General features: G+C 63.0%; 16 protein-coding genes. 3 read left to right on the top strand and 13 right to left on the bottom strand.

The genetic code is table 11. From position 1 onward, the window contains the following. The first annotated feature begins 9 nt into the window (after positions 1-9). Positions 10-639 carry a GyrI-like domain-containing protein gene (locus GN300_RS05265; RefSeq protein WP_007731353.1) on the top strand — a complete coding sequence of 210 codons (630 nt, stop codon included), beginning with the start codon at positions 10-12 and terminating at the stop codon, positions 637-639. A gap of 3 nt (positions 640-642) precedes the next feature. On the opposite strand, the gene GN300_RS05260 is transcribed toward GN300_RS05265, so the two are convergent. From GN300_RS05260 to GN300_RS05235, 6 genes are all read right to left on the bottom strand, one after another. After that, positions 643-1,035 (bottom strand): RNA-binding S4 domain-containing protein, encoded by a 393-nt coding sequence (locus GN300_RS05260; protein WP_029256216.1) that lies wholly within the window; start codon positions 1,033-1,035, stop codon positions 643-645. A gap of 24 nt (positions 1,036-1,059) precedes the next feature. After that, complete coding sequence (locus GN300_RS05255; protein ID WP_063315802.1) at positions 1,060-1,953, bottom strand: oxygenase MpaB family protein; 894 nt, start codon at positions 1,951-1,953, stop codon at positions 1,060-1,062. A 164-nt stretch (positions 1,954-2,117) separates the two neighbouring features. After that, a complete protein-coding gene (locus GN300_RS05250) occupies positions 2,118-2,966 on the bottom strand; it encodes a 3-hydroxybutyryl-CoA dehydrogenase (RefSeq protein ID WP_020909078.1) in 849 nt (282 codons plus the stop codon). A gap of 87 nt (positions 2,967-3,053) precedes the next feature. Further along, positions 3,054-4,211 carry an acyl-CoA dehydrogenase gene (locus GN300_RS05245; protein WP_003939784.1) on the bottom strand — a complete coding sequence of 386 codons (1,158 nt, stop codon included), beginning with the start codon at positions 4,209-4,211 and terminating at the stop codon, positions 3,054-3,056. Between the two features lie 159 nt (positions 4,212-4,370). Continuing rightward, a complete protein-coding gene (locus tag GN300_RS05240) occupies positions 4,371-5,063 on the bottom strand; it encodes a TetR family transcriptional regulator (protein WP_003939674.1) in 693 nt (230 codons plus the stop codon). Between the two features lie 28 nt (positions 5,064-5,091). Beyond that, positions 5,092-6,696, bottom strand: coding sequence for an acyl--CoA ligase family protein (locus GN300_RS05235; RefSeq protein ID WP_007731356.1), 1,605 nt, complete (start codon positions 6,694-6,696; stop codon positions 5,092-5,094). Positions 6,697-6,827: 131 nt separating this feature from the next. Between GN300_RS05235 and GN300_RS05230 the strand changes: the two genes are divergently transcribed. Both GN300_RS05230 and GN300_RS05225 read left to right on the top strand, forming a co-directional pair. Beyond that, positions 6,828-7,694 carry a response regulator transcription factor gene (locus GN300_RS05230; protein WP_007731357.1) on the top strand — a complete coding sequence of 289 codons (867 nt, stop codon included), beginning with the start codon at positions 6,828-6,830 and terminating at the stop codon, positions 7,692-7,694. A gap of 115 nt (positions 7,695-7,809) precedes the next feature. Beyond that, entirely contained in the window at positions 7,810-9,237 is a 1,428-nt protein-coding gene (locus tag GN300_RS05225; RefSeq protein ID WP_003940167.1) for an amidase, read from the top strand. 28 nt (positions 9,238-9,265) lie between these two features. On the opposite strand, the gene GN300_RS05220 is transcribed toward GN300_RS05225, so the two are convergent. The 7 genes from GN300_RS05220 to GN300_RS05190 form a co-directional block, all read right to left on the bottom strand. Further along, positions 9,266-9,946, bottom strand: coding sequence for a 3'-5' exonuclease (locus GN300_RS05220; protein ID WP_003940028.1), 681 nt, complete (start codon positions 9,944-9,946; stop codon positions 9,266-9,268). Positions 9,947-10,069: 123 nt separating this feature from the next. Further along, positions 10,070-11,203, bottom strand: a complete 1,134-nt coding sequence (menC, locus tag GN300_RS05215) for an o-succinylbenzoate synthase (RefSeq protein WP_030535169.1) — start codon at positions 11,201-11,203, stop codon at positions 10,070-10,072. Further along, the gene (locus tag GN300_RS05210) at positions 11,193-12,014 is read right to left on the bottom strand and encodes a GNAT family N-acetyltransferase (protein WP_030535170.1); all 822 of its coding nucleotides are present in this window, start codon (positions 12,012-12,014) and stop codon (positions 11,193-11,195) included. Before GN300_RS05210 ends, menC begins: the two co-directional genes overlap by 11 nt. Beyond that, complete coding sequence (locus tag GN300_RS05205) at positions 11,992-13,155, bottom strand: M20/M25/M40 family metallo-hydrolase (protein WP_003939777.1); 1,164 nt, start codon at positions 13,153-13,155, stop codon at positions 11,992-11,994. Before GN300_RS05205 ends, GN300_RS05210 begins: the two co-directional genes overlap by 23 nt. After that, entirely contained in the window at positions 13,152-16,535 is a 3,384-nt protein-coding gene (locus GN300_RS05200; protein WP_063315803.1) for a serine hydrolase, read from the bottom strand. Before GN300_RS05200 ends, GN300_RS05205 begins: the two co-directional genes overlap by 4 nt. After that, positions 16,532-17,323 carry an ABC transporter ATP-binding protein gene (locus GN300_RS05195; RefSeq protein ID WP_003940215.1) on the bottom strand — a complete coding sequence of 264 codons (792 nt, stop codon included), beginning with the start codon at positions 17,321-17,323 and terminating at the stop codon, positions 16,532-16,534. The genes GN300_RS05200 and GN300_RS05195 overlap by 4 nt, the downstream gene beginning before the upstream one ends. Then, complete coding sequence (locus GN300_RS05190; RefSeq protein WP_225320135.1) at positions 17,320-19,200, bottom strand: dipeptide/oligopeptide/nickel ABC transporter permease/ATP-binding protein; 1,881 nt, start codon at positions 19,198-19,200, stop codon at positions 17,320-17,322. Before GN300_RS05190 ends, GN300_RS05195 begins: the two co-directional genes overlap by 4 nt.

The following is a 19,200-nucleotide window of genomic DNA, read 5'->3' as shown; positions in this document are numbered from 1 at the left end:
GGGTGGCGTATGGAGAAGTACGACGTCAAGAAGGCATACAAGGATCTCTATTCCCCCGGGCGCCGCGATTTTGCCCTCGTGACCGTCCCGCGCTTCGGCTACTTCGCCGTCGACGGTCACGGTGATCCCAACACTGCCACCGAGTACTCCGAGGCGCTCGAAGCGCTGTATTCGGTGTCCTACGCGACCAAATTCGCGAGCAAGAAGGAACTGGATCGCGACTTCGTCGTGGGCCCGCTGGAAGGGTTGTGGCGGGCAGATGACCCCGAGGTGTTCGTGACGCGGGACAAGTCGTCGTGGGATTGGACGATGATGATCTCGCAACCGGAGTGGATCACGGAGACCGAACTGTCTGCGTCGATTGACGCAGTCCGGGCCAAGGCAGTGCGGGCCAAGAAGGAGATTGCCGCTCTCGACAAGGTCAGGTTTCTCGAGTTGGAGGAAGGTCTGTCCGTCCAGATTCTTCACGTCGGCTCGTACGACGACGAAGCTCCTACCCTGGACCGGCTGCACAACACGTTCATCCCGTCGAACGGCCTGAGCTTCAACGGCGATCATCACGAGATCTATCTCAGCGACGCTCGCCGTACACCGCCCGAGAAACTGAAGACGGTTCTGCGTCAGCCTGTTTCGAGGTAGCAATCAGGGCTCGAGGCCGCGCAACTTCTCGAGGTCGCGTCGCTCGCGTTTGGTCGGTCTGCCGGCGCCACGATCACGTCGCGGAATGGACGCGATCAGTTCGGGCGGTGGTGGGGGCGGCGAATTGTCCTGCAGGCAATCGGCGGCCAGCACGGCGCTGACTCGCTTCGTGATCGGCTTGACCACGACGACGATGCGCTCGATGCCGGATACACGCACCCGCACCTCGTCGCCGGCTTTCACCTGCTGAGCCGCCTTTGCCGACGTTCCGTTGACCCGAACGTGTCCCGATCGGCAGGCGGTCGCCGCCTGCGAGCGTGTTTTGAACAGCCGAACCGCCCACGTCCAGCTGTCCACGCGGACACTGATCGCGTCGGAGGGGAGTTGGGCTGGCACGCACTCCAGCCTACCGACGAGTGCTCACAGACCCTGCGCGCGGATGCCCGAGTAGGCGCGCGGTGCATACCGCAGTCGTAACGGCAGCAGATGCCAGAACCGATCTGTCAATGTCAGGAAGCGGGCGAACCAGAAGTACATCCGTTCGTCGCGCGGCGTCCATTCCCATTCAAGGGTCTTGCGCGCCTTCTCCGGCATCAGTGCCTTGCCGATCCAGTTCGCCACGGCCATCGTGGGGCGAGAGCTAAGACGCCACAGCCACGTCGGAACCTTCGGAGCCGGTGCGATGTCGTGCTCGGCGATGCGCGTCGACCATTTTGTGGTGTGGGTGTTGATCAGGTGGTTGTCGAGCATGTCTTCCCAATACGTGCGGAAGCTGGCGTAGTCGTCGAAAGCCGGTCGGTCGGTGAGTCCGTAACAGCGCCACCAGGTTACGGCCTCACGGACAAGCTGGTCCTTCTGCTCCGGTGTGAACTTCTTGTATGCAAATCGTTCGTTGAAATCGAGTATCACCTCGAAGAACGTGACGTGAGTCCACCAGAAAGTGTCAGGAGCGAGGGCGTGGTAGCGCCCGCCGGTTTCGTCTGTTCCTTTGAGATCGGTGTGGAAGTTGCGAACGAGCGTGCCTGTGCCCTCTTCGGTCCGGTCGTACACGACCCCGTAGATGGGAGGAAGTGAGCGGAACAGGCGGTCGAGCGGATTGTCGAAGAAGTTCGAATGATCTTGCAGCGCTCCACTTACCGCGGGGTGCATGTTCTGCAGCGTGCCTGCGCGTCCGAGATACAGCAGACCGCGAACGTCGCCGAAGTGTGTCCACGTCAGGGAACCGGGGCCGATCGGATCGGCTCGTAGTTCCCGGGGCTCTGGTCGCGCCTGGGGCTTAGGTCGACGAGTATCGGTGTCCGGATCGCTGCTCATCTGGTTGACCCTCCGCCTGCGCTCATGTGACAACGGTTGTTGTCACATGATGACTTTTGCTGCGCCGCGCGAATTTGTCAATGGATTCGGCTAGATCTGCCCGAAAACAACTCCGGCCCCTCACCTGCAACAGGTGAGGGGCCGGAAGAGTGAAGCGGTCGGACTCAGGCGTATTCGTAGAAGCCGCGACCGGTCTTCTTGCCGAGGCGACCGGCGTCGACCATGCGGCGAAGCAGCGCCGGCGGAGCGTAGTGCGGTTCTGCGAATTCCGCGTACAGCGACTCCGCTGCTGCGAGAGCGATGTCGAGACCGACGGTGTCGAGCAGCGTCAGCGGGCCCATCGGGTAGCCGCAGCCGCCCTTCATGGCCTCGTCGATGTCTTCTGCTGTGGCGTAGCCGGATTCGAGCATCCGGACAGCCTGGCACAGGTACGGGATGAGCAGAGCGTTGACGATGAAGCCCGAACGGTCGCCCGCGCGAACCGTCTTCTTGCGCAAGGTGTTCTTGGCGTAGTCGGTGACGGCGAGAACGGTCTCTTCGGACGTCGTCAGGCTGACCACGATCTCCACGAGCGGCATGACCGGCACGGGGTTGAAGAAGTGAACGCCGACAACCTGGCCGGGGCGCGAGGTGGCCTTGGCGATCTTGATGACGGGGATCGACGACGTGTTGGTCGCCAGAATGCCTGCAGGCTTGACGATCTTGTCGAGCTTGCCGAAGATCTCGTACTTGAGAGCTTCGATCTCGGGAGCAGCTTCGATCACCAGATCGCGATCGGCGAACTCTTCCATGTCCAAGGTGACGCGGACGCGTGCGATCGCGGCGTCGGCGTCTTCCTGGGTGATCTTGCCCTTGGCGACGCCGCGGTTGATCGACTTGGCGATCCGTTCGCGAGCAGCGGCGGCAAATTCTTCTTTGGTTTCGAGCACCAGTACCGAGCTACCGGCTTTTGCACAAACTTCGGCAATGCCGGCACCCATGGTGCCGCCGCCGATTACGCCTACGAGTTCCACAATTCTCCTCAAAAATTAGGGGCAAGCCCCTGTGCGCCGTTCCGGTAGTCAGAACTACCAGAAAGGCGCACAGGGGCGCGAAGTGCCTTACTTCAACAGCGCACGCGACATCACGACGCGCTGAATCTGGTTGGTGCCTTCGTAGATCTGCGTGATCTTGGCGTCGCGCATCATGCGCTCGACCGGGAAGTCGGTGGTGTAGCCGGCGCCACCGAACAGCTGCACGGCGTCGGTGGTGACCTCCATGGCAACGTCCGAAGCGAAGCACTTCGCCGCAGCGGAGATGAAGCCGAGGTTCTTCTCGCCGCGCTCGGCGCGTGCTGCGGAGGTGTAAACCATCAGACGTGCGGCTTCGACCTTCATCGCCATGTCCGCGAGCATGAACTGAACAGCCTGGAAGTCGCTGATGGACTTGCCGAACTGCTTGCGATCCTTGGTGTATGCCAGAGCCGCGTCGAGTGCGCCCTGGGCCAGGCCGACAGCCTGAGCACCGATGGTGGGACGCGTGTGGTCGAGGGTCTCGAGTGCCGTCTTGAAGCCGGTGCCCGGTTCGCCGATGATGCGGTCGCCGGGGATGCGGCAGTTCTCGAAGTACAGCTCAGCGGTGGGGGAGCCCTTGATGCCGAGCTTCTTTTCCTTCGGTCCGACGACAAAGCCCTCGTCGTCCTTGTGGACCATGAAGGAGGAGATGCCGTTTGCGCCCTTGTCGGGATCGGTGACAGCCATGACGGTGTACCAGGTGGACTTGCCGCCGTTGGTGATCCAGCACTTGGAGCCGTTGAGGATCCAGTCGTCGCCGTCAGCCTTTGCGCGGGTACGCATCGAAGCGGCGTCGGATCCGGCTTCACGCTCGGACAGTGCGTACGACGCCATTCCGCCGTTGACGAGGTCCGGGAGCACCTTGGACTTGAGCTCTTCGGAACCCTTGAGGATCAGGCCCATGGTGCCGAGCTTGTTCACAGCGGGGATCAGCGAGGAGGAGCCACAGACGCGGGCGACTTCCTCGATGACGATGCAGGTGGCGACGGAATCGGCGCCCTGGCCGTCGTAAGCCTCGGGAACGTGGATGGCGTTGAAGCCCGACGCGTTGAGAGCAGTGAGCGCTTCCTCGGGGAAACGTGCGTTCTCGTCGACGTCCTTGGCGTACGGCGCGATTTCCTTCTCGGAGAGTCCGCGGATAGCAGCCCGCAGTTCGTCGTGCTCTTCGTTCAGTGCGAAGAGATTGAAATCCGGGTTTCCTGCCATGGGAACGCTCCTTGGTGAAGGTGGCTTGAAGGCGGTCGGTGCGGCTCCGGCGTTACCAGCGAGATTCGCGGACAGACCGGTGCCCATGACCCCAGTCAAACACGGCACTGAGTGCCAGGTCAAGGGATGGGTGTGTGAAGTTTCGGTGCACGAGCAGTGTCAGCCGAGTTGTTCGTGGATTTTTCTGCTGATCTCATCAGCGGACGTGCCCGGGGGAAAGGCTACTACCAGCACGGACTTCGATTCTGGCGTGCTGGTCTTGGACCCGGGTGCCACGCCGTACGTCCGCCGAACGTCGAGCAATGCCTGACTTAGTGCATCAGCTGTGGCGTCCTCGTCGCCTTTGATCATGCTTCGCAAGAGGTAGTTGTGGCACGCGGTGACAGCTGCGGCAAAACCGACAACCTCGAGGACAGGTTCGCGGGGCACAGCGCTGCGCAGGTAGTCGACGAAGAGGCGCTCGTAGCGGAATCCGGTGACGAGTTCGCGGTCGCGAAGAGCCGGAACATGCTGTACGACGCGGTATCGCCGCATCGACAGGTCTCGGTTCCTGCGGAAGAAATCGAACACCAGTCCCGCGGCCTCGCACACGGACGCCCAGGGGTCGGCGGAATCGGACGCGAGGAACTCTGCGACGTGTTCGAGGAGGGACTCGTGATCGGCGAAGATCACGTCTTCCTTGGAGCGGAACTGCCGGAAGAACGTCCGACGCGACACACCGGCGGCAGCGGCGATCTGCTCGACGGTGGTGGCTTCGTACCCGTTCTCCGAGAACAACCGGATCGCTTGAGACGCGACGTGTACCCGAAACTGTGCGGGGTCAGTTCCGGGTACATCGGAGCGCTCGGTCATGGATGCAAGTATCCAGGTTTCGTCGGCGTCAGTTGTCGGCGCGTAGCTGGAACTTGAGAACCTTGCCGGTGGGGGTGCGAGGAAGGTCGAGCGGGAAGACGATGTCGCGGGGAACCTTGTACCCGGCCAGCAAAGTGCGGGTGTGCTCGACGATGTCTTCGGCGGATGCCTGTAATCCCTTGCCCAGCACCACGAATGCCTTCGGGCGCTCGCCCCACTTCTCGTCCGGAACGCCGACGACTGCCACGTCGATCACCGCGGGGTGACTCATGATCGCCTGCTCGACCTCGACGGTGGAGATGTTCTCGCCGCCTGAGATGATGATGTCCTTCGCGCGGTCCTTGAGCTGGATGTATCCGTCGGGATGCATGACGCCGAGGTCGCCGGAATGGAACCAACCACCGGCAAATGCTTCGGCTGTCGCGGCCTCGTCGCGGTAGTACCCGAGCATCACGTTGTTGCCGCGGAGCACGATCTCACCCATGGTCTGGCCGTCGGCGGGGATGTCGTTCATCTCGGCATCGACAACGCGAGCATTTTCGGCCTGCACCATGCCGACTCCCTGACGCGAGAGAAGTGCGGCGCGCTCGGACTGCGGCTTGTCGTCCCAGGCTTCCTGGTATTCGCAGATCGTGTAGGGGCCGTATACCTCGGTGAGGCCGTAGACGTGAACCACGGTGACACCGATGTCTTCGAGTTTTCCGATGATCGTCGGTGACGGGGGAGCGCCGGCGGTGGTGATGCGCAAGGCGTCGACCTTGTGGGCCTGGTCTGCGTCGGCGATGGTGGAGCAGACGGTAGGAGCGCCGCACAGATGTGTCACGCCCAGATTGTCGATGGCGTCCCAGATCGCATCGGCGCGGACCGCGCGCAGGCAGATATGTGTGCCCGCGGCCTGAGTGACGGCCCACGGCGTGCACCACCCGTTGCAGTGGAACATCGGCAGTGTCCACAGATACTTCGTCGCTCCGTCGAAGCCGTTGTGGAATGTCTCGCCGAGCGAGTTCAGGTACGCCCCGCGGTGGGAGTACATGACGCCCTTGGGTTTTCCGGTGGTACCCGAGGTGTAGTTGATGGCGATACACTGCTGCTCGTCGTCGACGCCCCAGTGCAGTGGCTGATCGGAGAGAGCTTCGCCTTCGGCAATCAGATCGGCGTACTGCCCGGTGACGATTCCGGTGGGAACGTCCGGATAGGGGACGGTGGAGTCCGGGATCTCGACGATCTCACGCAGGCTCCCCACGTTTGCCTTGGACGAGGTGACCGAACCGACGAATTCGGAGTCCACGAACAGGATCGTGGTTCCCGAGTGATCGAGAATGTATTCGAGTTCGGGACCGGCGAGGCGTGAGTTCAGGGCGATCAGGACCCCGCCGGCGAGGGGAACGGCAAAATGCGCGAACAGCATCTCGGGTACGTTCGGCGCCAGGTATGCAACGCGGTCACCGGGCTGAATGCGTTCACGCAGGACGCGGGCCAGAGCCGCGACCTCGTCACCGAACTCTCGGTACGAGTAGGTCCGGTCGCCGTGAACGACGGCGGTGCGCTCGGGGAACACCGCGGCGCTGCGCTCGAGAAAACGCAGCGGACTGAGCGGGGTGTTGTTGGCTGCAACAGCTGTCGGGACAGACACGGTTCCTCCGAAGGCGACGTGGCACGGTTGGTGTCACGATAAGTGTGATCGGCACTACAAATGGCCTGGATGCACGCTATTGCCCAGCCAAAGGTGCCGCTACCCTCTGAATTGGGTACGTGGAGGTGAGAGTGAACAGGGTACTGAGACCGAGCGACGACGACGCGTTGCGCGCCGAACTGCGTCGGCTGCACCCCAAAACCGAGTTGCCGGTTCTGTTCGGCGGCTGCGTCAGCGACCGGTCGCTGACCATCACCGGTCACGTCGGCACGCGCAGCAACATCCTGCGAAACCTGCGGATCGACGCCGAATGCGGACTCGGCGGTCGGGCGATCGCAGAACAACGACCGGGCGCGGTCCAGGACTACGCGAACTCGTCGCACATCACTCACGACTACGACTACGAAGTGGGCACCGAAGCGATCGAATCCTTGATGGCAGTCCCCATCGTCGTACGCGGGGTTACTCGCGGAGCGATCTACGGAGGACTGCGTGCCAACCTGCCGATCGGCGACGTGATCGCAGAGACGATGATGCGATCGTCGTACGCGTTGGCCCGAGAATTCGAGATTCGCGACGAAGTGGATCGTCGGGTGGCGATGCTCGATACCGCTGCGGTGGAACATGGTTCGAACCGCGATGCCCAGATATCCGAAGGGTTGACCGAGAGCGTCCTGGCGCTCGGCGAGATCGCGGCGAACCTCGAGGACATGGCTCTCAGCGCGCAGGTCCTCGCGGTCGAGGCAAAGTTGCGGGCGTTGGCGTCGCCGAAACCTTCCGCGAACACTCCAGTCGCGAACACCGTTGTCCTGTCGCCACGCGAGCGGGAGGTGATGGGGTACGTCGCTCTCGGACTGCGCAATGCCGAGATCGCCGAGAGGTTGTCCCTGAGCGTCGAAACGATCAAGACGTACATGAGGAATCTGATGGGAAAACTCGACGTCCGCAGTCGTCACGAAGCGGTCGTGGAAGCGCGGCGGCAAGGTTTGATTCTGTGAGGGCTTGATTCTCTGATCGGTCCCGCCAAGCGGAATTTCGGAACTGCGTCGCCACTCCGGTTGATATGACGGACCTCACTATCGGCAGAGTTCGACACGAGTGATGAGGGCATCGATGCAGGATTTGTTCGACAACAACGACATGACCGGCCTGGCCGAAGCGATCAAGAGCGGCGACGTCTCCGCCAAGGAAGTCCTCGAGTTCAGTCTGGACAGGCTCGACGAGCGCAACCCGGCAGTCAACGCGGTGATCAGTGAGCGCCGAGAGGAAGCGCGCAACGAGGTATCAGGCGGCCTGCCGGATGGTCCACTGCAGGGCGTCCCGTTCGTGATCAAAGACCTCGGCATGGACGTCGCAGGATTGCCGAGCACCAATGGATCTCGATTGTTCGCCGACGCTGTGGCAGAAAAAGATTCGACGCTCGTCGAGCGCTACCGCCAGGCTGGTCTGGTTGTCATCGGCAAGACGAACACCCCGGAGTTCGGCAAGAACGCGAGTACCGAACCTGCGCTGTTCGGACCCACCCGTAACCCTTACGCCCTTGATCGTTCGCCCGGCGGATCTTCGGGTGGCACGGCTGTAGCTGTTGCCGTCGGGATCGTGCCAGGCGGGCATGCCAGCGACGGTGGTGGATCGATCCGTATTCCCGCATCGGCCTGCGGCCTGGTAGGCCTCAAGCCGAGCCGAGGACGTACTCCGACGGCACCGGCGCGCACGCTCTTCTCGTCGCCGATGAGTGTTCATCACGCGCTCACCCGAAGTGTCCGCGACACTGCGTTGCTTCTCGATCTGTCCGCCGGGCCGACAGTGGGCGATCCTTACGTGATCCTGGCGCCGAAGCGGCCGTACATCGAGGAAGTGGGTGCCGATCCCGGACGGTTGCGGATCGGTCTGAGTAACGCTCTTCCTGACGGCACACCGGTGGACCCGGAGTGCTCGGCCGTCGCGACCGGTGTTGCCGGCCTGCTCGAAGAACTCGGTCACGATGTCACCGAGAGTGCCCCGAACTTTCCGCTCGATGCGCTCACTGCCGGGCTTTCGGTGTTGATGGGCATTCCGATGACGATCGAGGTCGACGAACGACTCGACGCCCTGAACCGCGCGATCCGCGACGACGACCTCGAGCCGATGGCGCGGATGATCTACGACCGCGCGAAGTCCGAAAGTGCGACGAACGTCGTCAAGGCGCTGCAGGAACTCGAGCGGGCCGCCCAGGTGATCGGTGCGTTCTTTGTCGATCACGACCTGTTGCTGACTCCGACGATGGCTCGGCCGGCAGCTCCGCTCGGTCTGCTCGATACGGCGAATCCTATGTCGATCTGGGAGCATTCGGCCGGGTACAGCGGCTTGACCAGTCCGTTCAACAGTTCAGGTCAGCCGGCGATTTCCTTGCCGATGGGTCATGACTCGGCCGGCGTTCCGATCGGCGTGCAGTTGGTCGGCGCGTTCGGCCGTGAAGATCTGCTGATTCAGGTTGCGTCGCAGCTCGAAACAGCCCGTCCGTGGTCCATTGCGCCGGTGTGGCCGCCGGTCCCGGCGTAGCGCGCGGTCGTCCGAGCCGGGGAGGACGTCAGGCGATGATGCGAATCGGCCACTGGCCGTTCACATCTGCCACGTCCCTCCCTTGGCTGAGAAGGTACTCGGCGAAATCGCGTTGCCGCTCGGCGTGCCAATCGGCTTGATCGACCATGAGATCGAGCCCCAGGATGTCGGGGAACCGCACGGCCAACTCGCGGGCCAACGCTGCCGCAGCTTTGGCATCGGCCTCGGCTTCGTGCGCCGACTCCAATGAAATTCCGTAGTGCTCGCACACGGCCGCAAGCGTTCGCTTGCCCTTGCGGAACGTATCCATCGCCCGATCGATCACGTACGGATCGATCACCAACCCCGGAACGAATGCAGGCTTGCCGATGCGCAGACCCTCGGCATGCATGACCGTCAGATCATAGGAGGCATTGAACGCCACGACGGCGTGATCGCGCGCCCAGGAATTGTGCAGAGCCTCGCGAATCTCTTCGTAGCCCTCGGAATAATCCTGGCCGTGTTGCGCCGCGAACTCGGTGCTGATGCCGTGAACAGCCGAGGCGCCGGCGGGGATGTCGACGCCGGGATCGAGTAGCCACGTGCGTGTTTCGACACTCGAACCGTCGATCACCGCGACGCAGGCACTGACGATACGAGCGGTCGACGGATCCCGCCCCGTGGTCTCGAGGTCGAACGCGCAGATCGGGCGATCGGACCAGCTACTCATCGGGGGCCTTTCGGTGCAGAACGTCATGTCCGAATCACTATGCACCCCCCTACCGACACAAACGACGAACAGCCACCTCCGGGGTGAAGGTGGAGGTGGCTGCTGCGTAACTGTGTGACGGACCTACAGAATCTCGGTTCCGACCGTGAAGCGATCCATGACGTCTTCGCGCGGAGTCACACCGAAGCCCGGTCCCTGCGGCACGGCGATGTGGCCGTCCTCGATGACAAAAGGTTCGGTGATGTCTTCCTTGTAGAAGCGATCGGACGCCGAGATGTCGCCGGGCAGCGTGAATCCGTCCAGCGCCGCGAGGGCTGCGTTGGCGGCGCGGCCGATTCCGGTCTCGAGCATCCCGCCGCACCACACCGCAATACCGTGTGCCGAGGCGAGATCGTGGATGCGCTTGGCTTCCAGATATCCACCGACACGGCTCGGCTTGATGTTGATGACCGAAGCGGCACCGAGCGTGATGGCATCCGCCGCATCCTTGGCCGACTCGACCGACTCGTCGAGGCAGATCGGAGTCGAAAGGGACTGGGCGAGCTTGGCGTGCTGCACCAAATCGTCCTCGGCCAGCGGCTGTTCGATGAGGAGCAGTGCGAATTCGTCCAGGCGACGGAGCAACTGCGCGTCGACGAGGGTGTACGCGGCGTTCGCGTCGACCTGCAGAGGAACGTCGTAGCCGAACTCCTTGCGCACCGCAGCCACGGGAGCGATGTCCCAGCCCGGCTTGATCTTCAGCTTGATTCGCACGTAACCCTGCGACAGATAGTTGCCGACGGTCTCGAGCAGTTGAGGGATGCTGTCCTGGATGCCGACGGACACTCCCGAGGGAACTCGCGTGCGAGTGGCACCGAGGTACCGAGCGAAAGACTGTCCGCGAGCGCGCAATTCAGCATCGAGAATTGCCATTTCGATAGCCGACTTCGACATCTGGTGACCCACGACGTGGTGAAGTACGCTGCCGACCGTCTCGGCCGAGAGCGGCTGATCCGACTGCGACTTACGTAGCGTCGGAACAAGATACTCGCGAAGCATCGCCCGCGCACCAGCGGTGTATTCGGAGTTGTAGTACGGATCGCTGAGCGAGCCGCACTCGCCCCAGCCGACGGTCTCCACCGGACCGTTGGGGCCGTCGGTGGTGCCGCTCACTTTCAGGACGAGGGTGTTGCGCTCGAGCTGGGTGCTGAATGACGTGGTGAAGGGGGAGACGAGAGGGATGCGCAGTTCGCGCAATTCGACGGACTCAATGTGCATGGACTTGCTCTTCTCCGGTTGTCTCGCAGATTTTCGTGAACATGTAATAGCCGCTGGGGTCGAAGCCGGTCGATTGCCATTCCTTCGAGGCGATCAGTGGTTCGAGGTACTCGCGAAGCGCGTGTCGCCAGGCAAAGGCAGAGGCGCGGTCGACTGTTCTCAGATGCTCGATGTCTCTGGGTATTCCGACTGCGATATCGACGCAGTCGGGTGGGATCGGGAGCATTCGAGGCGTACCGTCTTCGGTGGGTTGAAGCACCTTGAATGTATCATTCACGGCCACAGTAGAACTCGGAGATCCACCGACGTCGAGGTCCCAACTGACGAGCATACGATCGCTGGCGTCGCCTGCATTGATTCCGTCTGCCATCGACCCGTAGAAATCCGGGTTGTATTCGGCCGGTTCGGCTCCGAGACGCTGAATGTTGAAATAGGCATTTCGTGCGACCAGTGGATCGAAGGTCCACCGGATCGTCTTGACGCCGCGCTCGATGCACCAGTCTCGCTGATGATGCTTGAGGGCGCGGCCGATTCCCTTGCCTGCGTGTCCCGGTAGTACTCCGGCGATGTGTGAGTGCAGAACCTCGCCGAGAGGCTCGACGAAGAATCCGACGCAACCACCGATCATTTCGCCTTCGGAAAAGGCTCCCACCACGTAGTGACCACCGTGGTGAAGCGCAACCAACATCGCAGTGCCGAAATGAGCCGGTCCGGGACTGGTAGCCCAGATCTCGTCGAAAACGGCGGATAGATCGGCTATTTCGCGGGTATCGACCAGTTCTCGAAACTCAACCGCTTTGCTTTTCGACACGAGGGCCCCCTTCAGACGTGATCGAACGAATAAGGCCCGCAACCAACGCCGTCCTCGGAGCGATTGCGGACACGAGCGCATGCTCGGTCTCGGCGTGTGCACCGCCGCCGACGCCACCGAGGCCGTCGAGGGTGGGGATACCGATACCGGCAGTGAAGTTTCCGTCCGAGGCTCCGCCTACGGCGAGGCCGACGGGCGGAGTCAGATCATGCTCGAGCGCAACGCGTTCCGCCAACGCCAGCAACGGTGCGGACATCGTCCCTTCGAGAGGTGGACGGTTGACACCACCCGAGACCGTGACTACGGCTTCGGGGTGGATTGCCTGCAGGGCTCGGATATTCGCATCGACGCGCTCCTGCTCGGCGGCGCTGGTTGCGCGCACGTCCACGTCGACGAAGGCTTCTGCCGGAACGGTGTTGGTTGTGGTTCCGGCTGAAATGACAGTCGGGGTGACGGTGGTTGCCTGTGCCGGCGAGGACAAGTCGTTGATCGCGATCACGAGACGAGCCAGTTCTACTGCAGCGTTGATGCCTTTTTCCGGCTCCAGCCCGGCGTGGGCGGCGCGACCGGCAACATGGATCCGATACAGCGACACTCCCTTGCGGACAGTCTTCAGTTCGCCACCGTCACCGCCGGCCTCGAGAACCAGTACCGCGCCTGCCGCAAGTTCCTCGATGAGGGACCGCGACGTGGGTGAACCGATTTCTTCGTCACCGGTCACGAGGAGTGTGATTCCGTCGAGTGCGTCGTCGCCGTGCAGCTCCCGGACGATAGCGAGGGCGTGGATTGCCTGAACGACACCAAGTTTCATGTCGAGTCCGCCCGGACCTCGGAGCGCTCCGTCGGTGACGGCTGCGGGCAGGCGTGTCAGGGTGCCGATCGGCCACACGGTGTCATGATGACCGAGCAGCATCAGCCGCGTCGGTGAGCTGCCGAAACGGGTCACCAGATGGGTACGGCCTTCCGTCACTATCGACTCCGGTGTCACGCCGAGTCGTTCGTGGACAAGGTCTGACGTCCACTTCGCGCTGCGGGCAACAGCTTCGAGATCGTGTGACGGCGACTCGACTTCGATGAGCGCGATGGCGTCCTCGAGGATCTGAGGAAGTTGGCGCTCGGCCAGATCGCGGAGAATGGTCATCGGTTGTTCACTCGCGGATACGCGCGGCTTCCGACGTGTAGCAATTGTGTACTCCCGTTGTCGGAGAAAGTGATCCGGATCCAACCCGCTGATTGAGGTAGTTGGGTCGCGAATACTCCAGGGTGAACTTCGATCAGGCTGAGAGAGACGGACTCTGCGCTTTCGGCGGTGACCGAAGGGTCGATGTGATCGGTGCGGCGGGCGGTCAGGGAACCGCCGGTCCTTTCCAAGACGAAATCGGCTGCGGCATCGCGGTACAGGCCGCACAGCGCATCGAGTTCTTCAGGTGAGGACGTGACGCGGGTGTGGGGGTCACCAGGCGAGAATGCCGGTGTCACACTGACGCCGCCTATGGAACCGATTACTTCAGCCAGAAGATCGCCGGAGAGAGCGTCCATTGCTCCACCGTTGGCCATCAGGACCACGGCTAGACCGCACGACGGCACCACTCGCAAGAACGACTGCTGGCCGAGAGTTCCGCCATTGTGGCCATGAGCCAGTACCCCGCCCCAATTGTGCAGCAGCCACGTGGTTCCCATGATGTCCGCTGACGACACGTCACCGATCTGGCGGCGCTCCTCGAGCATCGCCAGATGAGTGGAACGCCGAAGGAGAACCGGGTCCTCGCGCATCGAGTCCTGAGCGAACAGGAGTAGATCTTCGGCCGTGCTGTTGATGAGGCCGGCGGGGCCCATCGAGCGGGGGATGAGGAACTGTGGTGTCTGCTCGAGATTGTCGGCGCCGCCGACGTGCCCGACTGCGGCAGCGCCGACGTGTCCGACTGCAGCGCGGTGCAGTGCCGTCTCCTCAGGCAGGGTCGTGGTTTTGGTCAGGCCGAGCGGTTCGATGATCCGCTCGCGCAGAACCGCGTCCCAACTCTTACCTCGGAGAACCTCGATGATTCGTCCGGCGATCACGAAGCCGGTGTTGCAGTACGACCAATCGGTGCCGGGGGCGAAGAGCTGCACCGTTGATTTCAGTGATGCGACGTATCGCTCGACGCAGTCGTCGCCGCGCCCGCCGTCGATGAAAACGTCACCGTCGATGCCACTGGTGTGAGTCAACAGGTGGCGAGTCGTGACCGTTTCGGTGGCTACCGCGTCGGCAACTGCGAAGTCCGGCAGGATGTTCCGGACAGGTGAGTCGAGATCCAGCAATCCTTCTTCGACGAGCTGCATGATCAGGGTGGCCGTCCAGACCTTGCTGATCGAACCCATCTGGAACAGCGTGTCGGGCGTAGCCGCGACGCCGGTGCGGGTACTGACGACACCGGACGTGACCACGGTGCGGGAGAATCCGCTGCGGGTTGTGGTCAGAATTCCCAGTGAGGCGCCGGGCACCCCGTACTTCGCACTCAGGGTGTCGAGTCGGTACTGCCAGTAGTCGGGATCGACCGTGGTCAGTGCGGGCTTGGGGGAGAGGTGCCGTTCGATCCAGTCGACGAGACGAGTGCTGTACTCCAGTCGGTGGGACGGCCGACCCGTCAACACGAAGGCATGTGACGCGTCCGGGAAAACCACCAACTCGGTCGGGGTGCCGGCCAAACGCAGTCCACCGAACCACTGTTCGGCCTGATTGACCGGGCAACGGACGTCGCTGCCGCCGTGAAGGATCAGCGTCGGTGTCGTCACCTGGGAGACTCGCCCCAGCGGCGAAAGTTCCTGTACCCGAGATGACTGCGGGTCGAATTCGACCGTCTGCAGCAAGATGCCCTCGTCCGAGGGGCCGGCCGTGTTCGCGATGTCGCAAACGAGACCACCGGCGACTGCGACGGCAAACCGATCGGTGACGGACGTCAGGGCGCACGTCATGAATCCGCCGTAGCTGTAGCCCGTGAGCACCAGTTGCTCCGGATCGGCCATCCCCTCGGTGACAAGGGTTTCGACCGGTTCGAGCAGGTCGGCACGATCCGCCTCACCCCAGCCGTCCCGCACACCGTCGAAGAAGTCGTTTCCGTAGCCGTCACTTCCGCGCGGATTGATCATCAAGACCGTGAATCCCAGCGCGACCAGTTCCGCGTGGTATGCGTGCATCACGGTGGGCGTTCCGGTCCAGGCATTGTGTGGTCCGCCGTGGACGTCCAGAACCAGCGGGCCGGCGCCCGTGACGTTCGGGTCGCGCAGGATCCAACCCTGAACACGGGTGCCGTCGCTGATGTCGAACCAACGCTCGGAGGCGACTGGAAACGCGACGGAAGTTGTCAGTTCCGTGTTCAATTCGGTGACGGTTTCGACTGCACGAGTCTCGAGGTCGATGACGGCGACCTCGCCGAAGGATGTCGCCGTTGCCAGCGCGACGACGGCTCGCCCGGACGTCAGGGCAAGGCCTGAGACCACTGTCTGCTCGTCGGTGAGAAGTGGTGAGACGGAGCCTGATCCGAAATCGACCTTGTGCAGTTCGGTGGAGCCGTGGTTGCGGATGCAGAAGACGATGTCGCCGTCGGCGGTGAAACTCGGTGCGCCACCGGGATAACCGGTCCCGCCCGGCATGACGTTTCGGTCGAGTCCGGACGTCAGGCTGCGGTCTTCCACTCGCTGGTCGCGGTGCAGGACAAGAAGTTCGTTGTTGTGAATGATCGGTGTGTGCCAACCGACGGCTACGACCGCGTCGCCGGCAGGTGTCCATGCAAGTGGTCCTGCGATGCCGCGTGCGTGCCCCAACATCCGCGGAGCGGAGGCGAGATCAGTCAGCGATACGGTCCAGGCGGAACTCGCCCGCGTCAGATCGGCGTCGCCGTCCATCGCCGCGGTGAAAGCCAGTTCGGTGCCGTCGGGACTGTACGCGGGATGCGAAGCGTCCCAATCGCCGTCCGTCAGCTGCCGAAGCGAGCCGGCGGCCAGATCGAACTCGAACAAGTGCGCCCGAACGCTGCCCCGGACACCGGATCCGTCGACCTTGTAGTTGAGGCGCTTCGCCACCAAGAGGCATGACGATCCGGCGGCAGTGCGGTCGACGGGGGCGCTGAAGGCGATCCGAGCGCCGTCAGGAGAGAACACCGGTGCCCCCGCGCCGAGCGGGAGCTGCGCCGTGGTGGTCAGCTGTGTTGCCGGGCCCCCGGTGGCGTCGACCTTCCACAGTTGTGATGTGCCCGAGGAATCCGGCCGAACGAAGACCAACAGCGTCGAAACGGGATGCCAAGCCGGCGAGGTGTCGGCAGGCCCCGCGGTGAGCTGTAGTTGCGGGGAAGCCAACCAGATCGAGTGCTCGTTGGTATCCGCAGCCGGATTCGCTTCGGTACGTACGTATGCAATGCGTCCCGACGCCGATACGGCGATGCTGGTCGGTGTAACCACGGACGCGTAATCCTGGATTCTCGCCGAACGACGTTCTTCGGCACGGGCTACGGCAGCGGGGGAGTCGAGTGTGGTCGGCGTTGTCATTGGAACATCGGCTCCCCGAATGTCGGGATCGCGGACAACAGCTTTGCCGTGTACGGCTCCTTCGGCGAATCGATCACGTCGAGAACCGGCCCGTGCTCGACGATCTCGCCGCCGAGCATGACTGCGACGTGGTCACAGACGTAGCGGATCACCGCCAGGTTGTGACTGACGAACAGAACCGTCAGACCAAGCTGCTTCTGCAGATCCACCAACAGATTCAGAACCGCGCCCTGCACGGACACGTCCAGAGCGGAGGTGATTTCGTCGGCAAGCAGAACTGCCGGTGCGGCTGCCAAAGCCCGCGCGAGGGCAACGCGTTGGCGCTGACCACCCGACAACGACGACGGGTATTCGTGCGCCTTCTCCACCGGCAGTTGGACGGTGGTGAGGAGTCGAGCGACCTCGGCGGCGCGGTCGCCGCGGCTGCGCCGAGCTTTGTCACGACGCTCGGTGGACCGCAGCGCCTCGGCGAGTGACTGGCCGATGGTCATTCGCGGGTCGAGGCACGAGTACGGATCTTGGAAGACCATCTGGATCCGGTGGCGCAGACGAGCCGTCGCGCCGCGGGCGTGAGCGACGTCCACACCGTCGAGAAGGATCTGGCCGGAACTGGGCTCGGCCAGGCCGACAGTTGCTCGCGCCAGTGTCGACTTTCCGGAACCCGATTCACCGACGAGACCGACCACCGATCCGGAGGGGATGTCGAGATTGATGTTCTTGACGGCGTGGAATTTTTTCGAACCGCTACCGAGGTGGACGTTGACGTCACGGAATTCGAGTCTGCTCATCGGATCTCCTCTGCAACAGCCAACAGTTCTTCCAACTCGATGTCGGCGGTGCTCTCCTCGGCGTCGAGGCTCTCCACCTGCCAGGCTTCGTCGACGGTGGCAAGCGGCTTGTCGCGATCGGTGCTCATGGTGGGGACCGCGGCGATCAGCGCGCGGGTGTACGGATGCTTTGCACGGCCGGCAATCAGATCGTCGACTGCGATGTCTTCGACGATTTCGCCGGCAAACATGACGAGGACACGGGTGCACATGCCGGTGATGACGGCCATGTCGTGCGAGATGAGAAGGATTGCGGCGCCGGTTTCTTCGCGAACCTCGTGGAGCAGCCCGAGGACCTCACGCTGAACGGTCACGTCGAGCGCAGTGGTGGGTTCGTCCGCGATGATCAGAGCGGGCTTACCCATCAGACCCATGGCGATCATCGCGCGCTGACGCATACCGCCGGAGAACTCGTGGGGGTACTGCTTCGCACGCCTGGGCGCGTCGGGGATCTTGACGGCGTTCAGTCGCTCGACTGCCGCCTTCTTCGCGTCGGCCTTGCTCATACCTTCGTGGAGCCAACCGATCTCGGCGACCTGGTATCCGACCTTGAGAGACGGATTCATGGACGACATCGGATCCTGGAACACCATCGCCATACGTGTGCCGAGTTGGCGGGCAACCTTGCGCGAAGCCGCGTCGTCCGGCCGCTTGCCGTCCTTCATCAGCACGGTGCCGTCGAACTCGATGAGCCCGGCGTCGACCACGGTGGGGTGGTCGGTCAGCTGCGCAATTGCCATGCAACTCAGTGACTTTCCGGACCCGGATTCACCGACGATGCCCACGGTTTCGCCGCGGTGAACTGTAAAACTGATGTTGTCGACGGGGCGACGCCAGTCGTCACCCGCGGGGACTGCGACGGACATGTTGCGGACGGTCAGTACCGCGTCTTCGTCGGTGGGCGCCGAATCGGCCTGGGCAGTTTTCCGGTTGATCGGCTTCCACTTCGGCAGGCGACTGCTGATCGGACTGCGAACTCCCGCGCCGCGAGCAATGGCCTCGCCGAGCAGCGTGAAGGTCAAGCCGGCGAGCACTACGGCGATGCCGGGGGCGAGTGCGGTGGCCGGGTTGACGAAGATCTTCGACAGACCTTCGTTGAGCATCCGGCCCCAGTCGAATGCAGGCGGCTGAATGCCCAAGCCGAGGAACGAGAGTCCGGCGAAGACCACCAGGCCGCTGCCGACAGCGATGCTGGCATTGACGATGAGTGGTTCACGGATATTGGGGAGAATGTGACGGAACAGCAGCCCGGGCTTGGTAACCCCGAGGATGCGTGCTGCGTCGATGAAGTCGCGTCCGTTGACCGACGAAGCCAGTGCGTACGTCAACCTCGCGAACGGCGAGGCCAGGGCGAGGCCGATGGCGATCACCGCGCTGCCAGCACCCTGGCCGAGAACGACCAACAGGAAGATCGCGAGGAGCAGTCCGGGGAATGCGATGGCGAAGTTGAGGAATGCCACGACCATTCGTCCGACCCAGCGGGGAGCGAGCGTCGGGAGCGTACCGAGTATCAGGCCAATTGTGACACCGAGTGCGACGGCTCCGAGAGCCATGAGCACCGACAGTCTCGCGGCGGTCATCGTGCGGGCGAAGACGTCACGCCCGCCGGCGTCGGTGCCGAAGATGTGCTCGGAACTCGGTCCCTGAGAGAGTGCCTTCGGGTTGGCTGCGACAGCGGCGTCACCCCAGATCATCGGTCCGAAGATGACGAGGGCGATCAGAGCGGTCAGGAAGGTGAGGGCCAGGATTCCCAATGGGGTGCGGAACGTTCCGACGATCCAGTGTCGTCGCGGGGGCGTCTTGGGGGCCGCAGTGGGGGCCGTAGGTGAGGTGCTCAA

Source organism: Rhodococcus sp. Ni2, assembly GCF_021352185.1.
Taxonomy (GTDB): Bacteria; Actinomycetota; Actinomycetes; order Mycobacteriales; family Mycobacteriaceae; genus Rhodococcus_F; species Rhodococcus_F qingshengii.
Note: the sequence above shows the minus strand (reverse complement) of the source record. Positions and strands in the feature narration are given on the sequence as shown.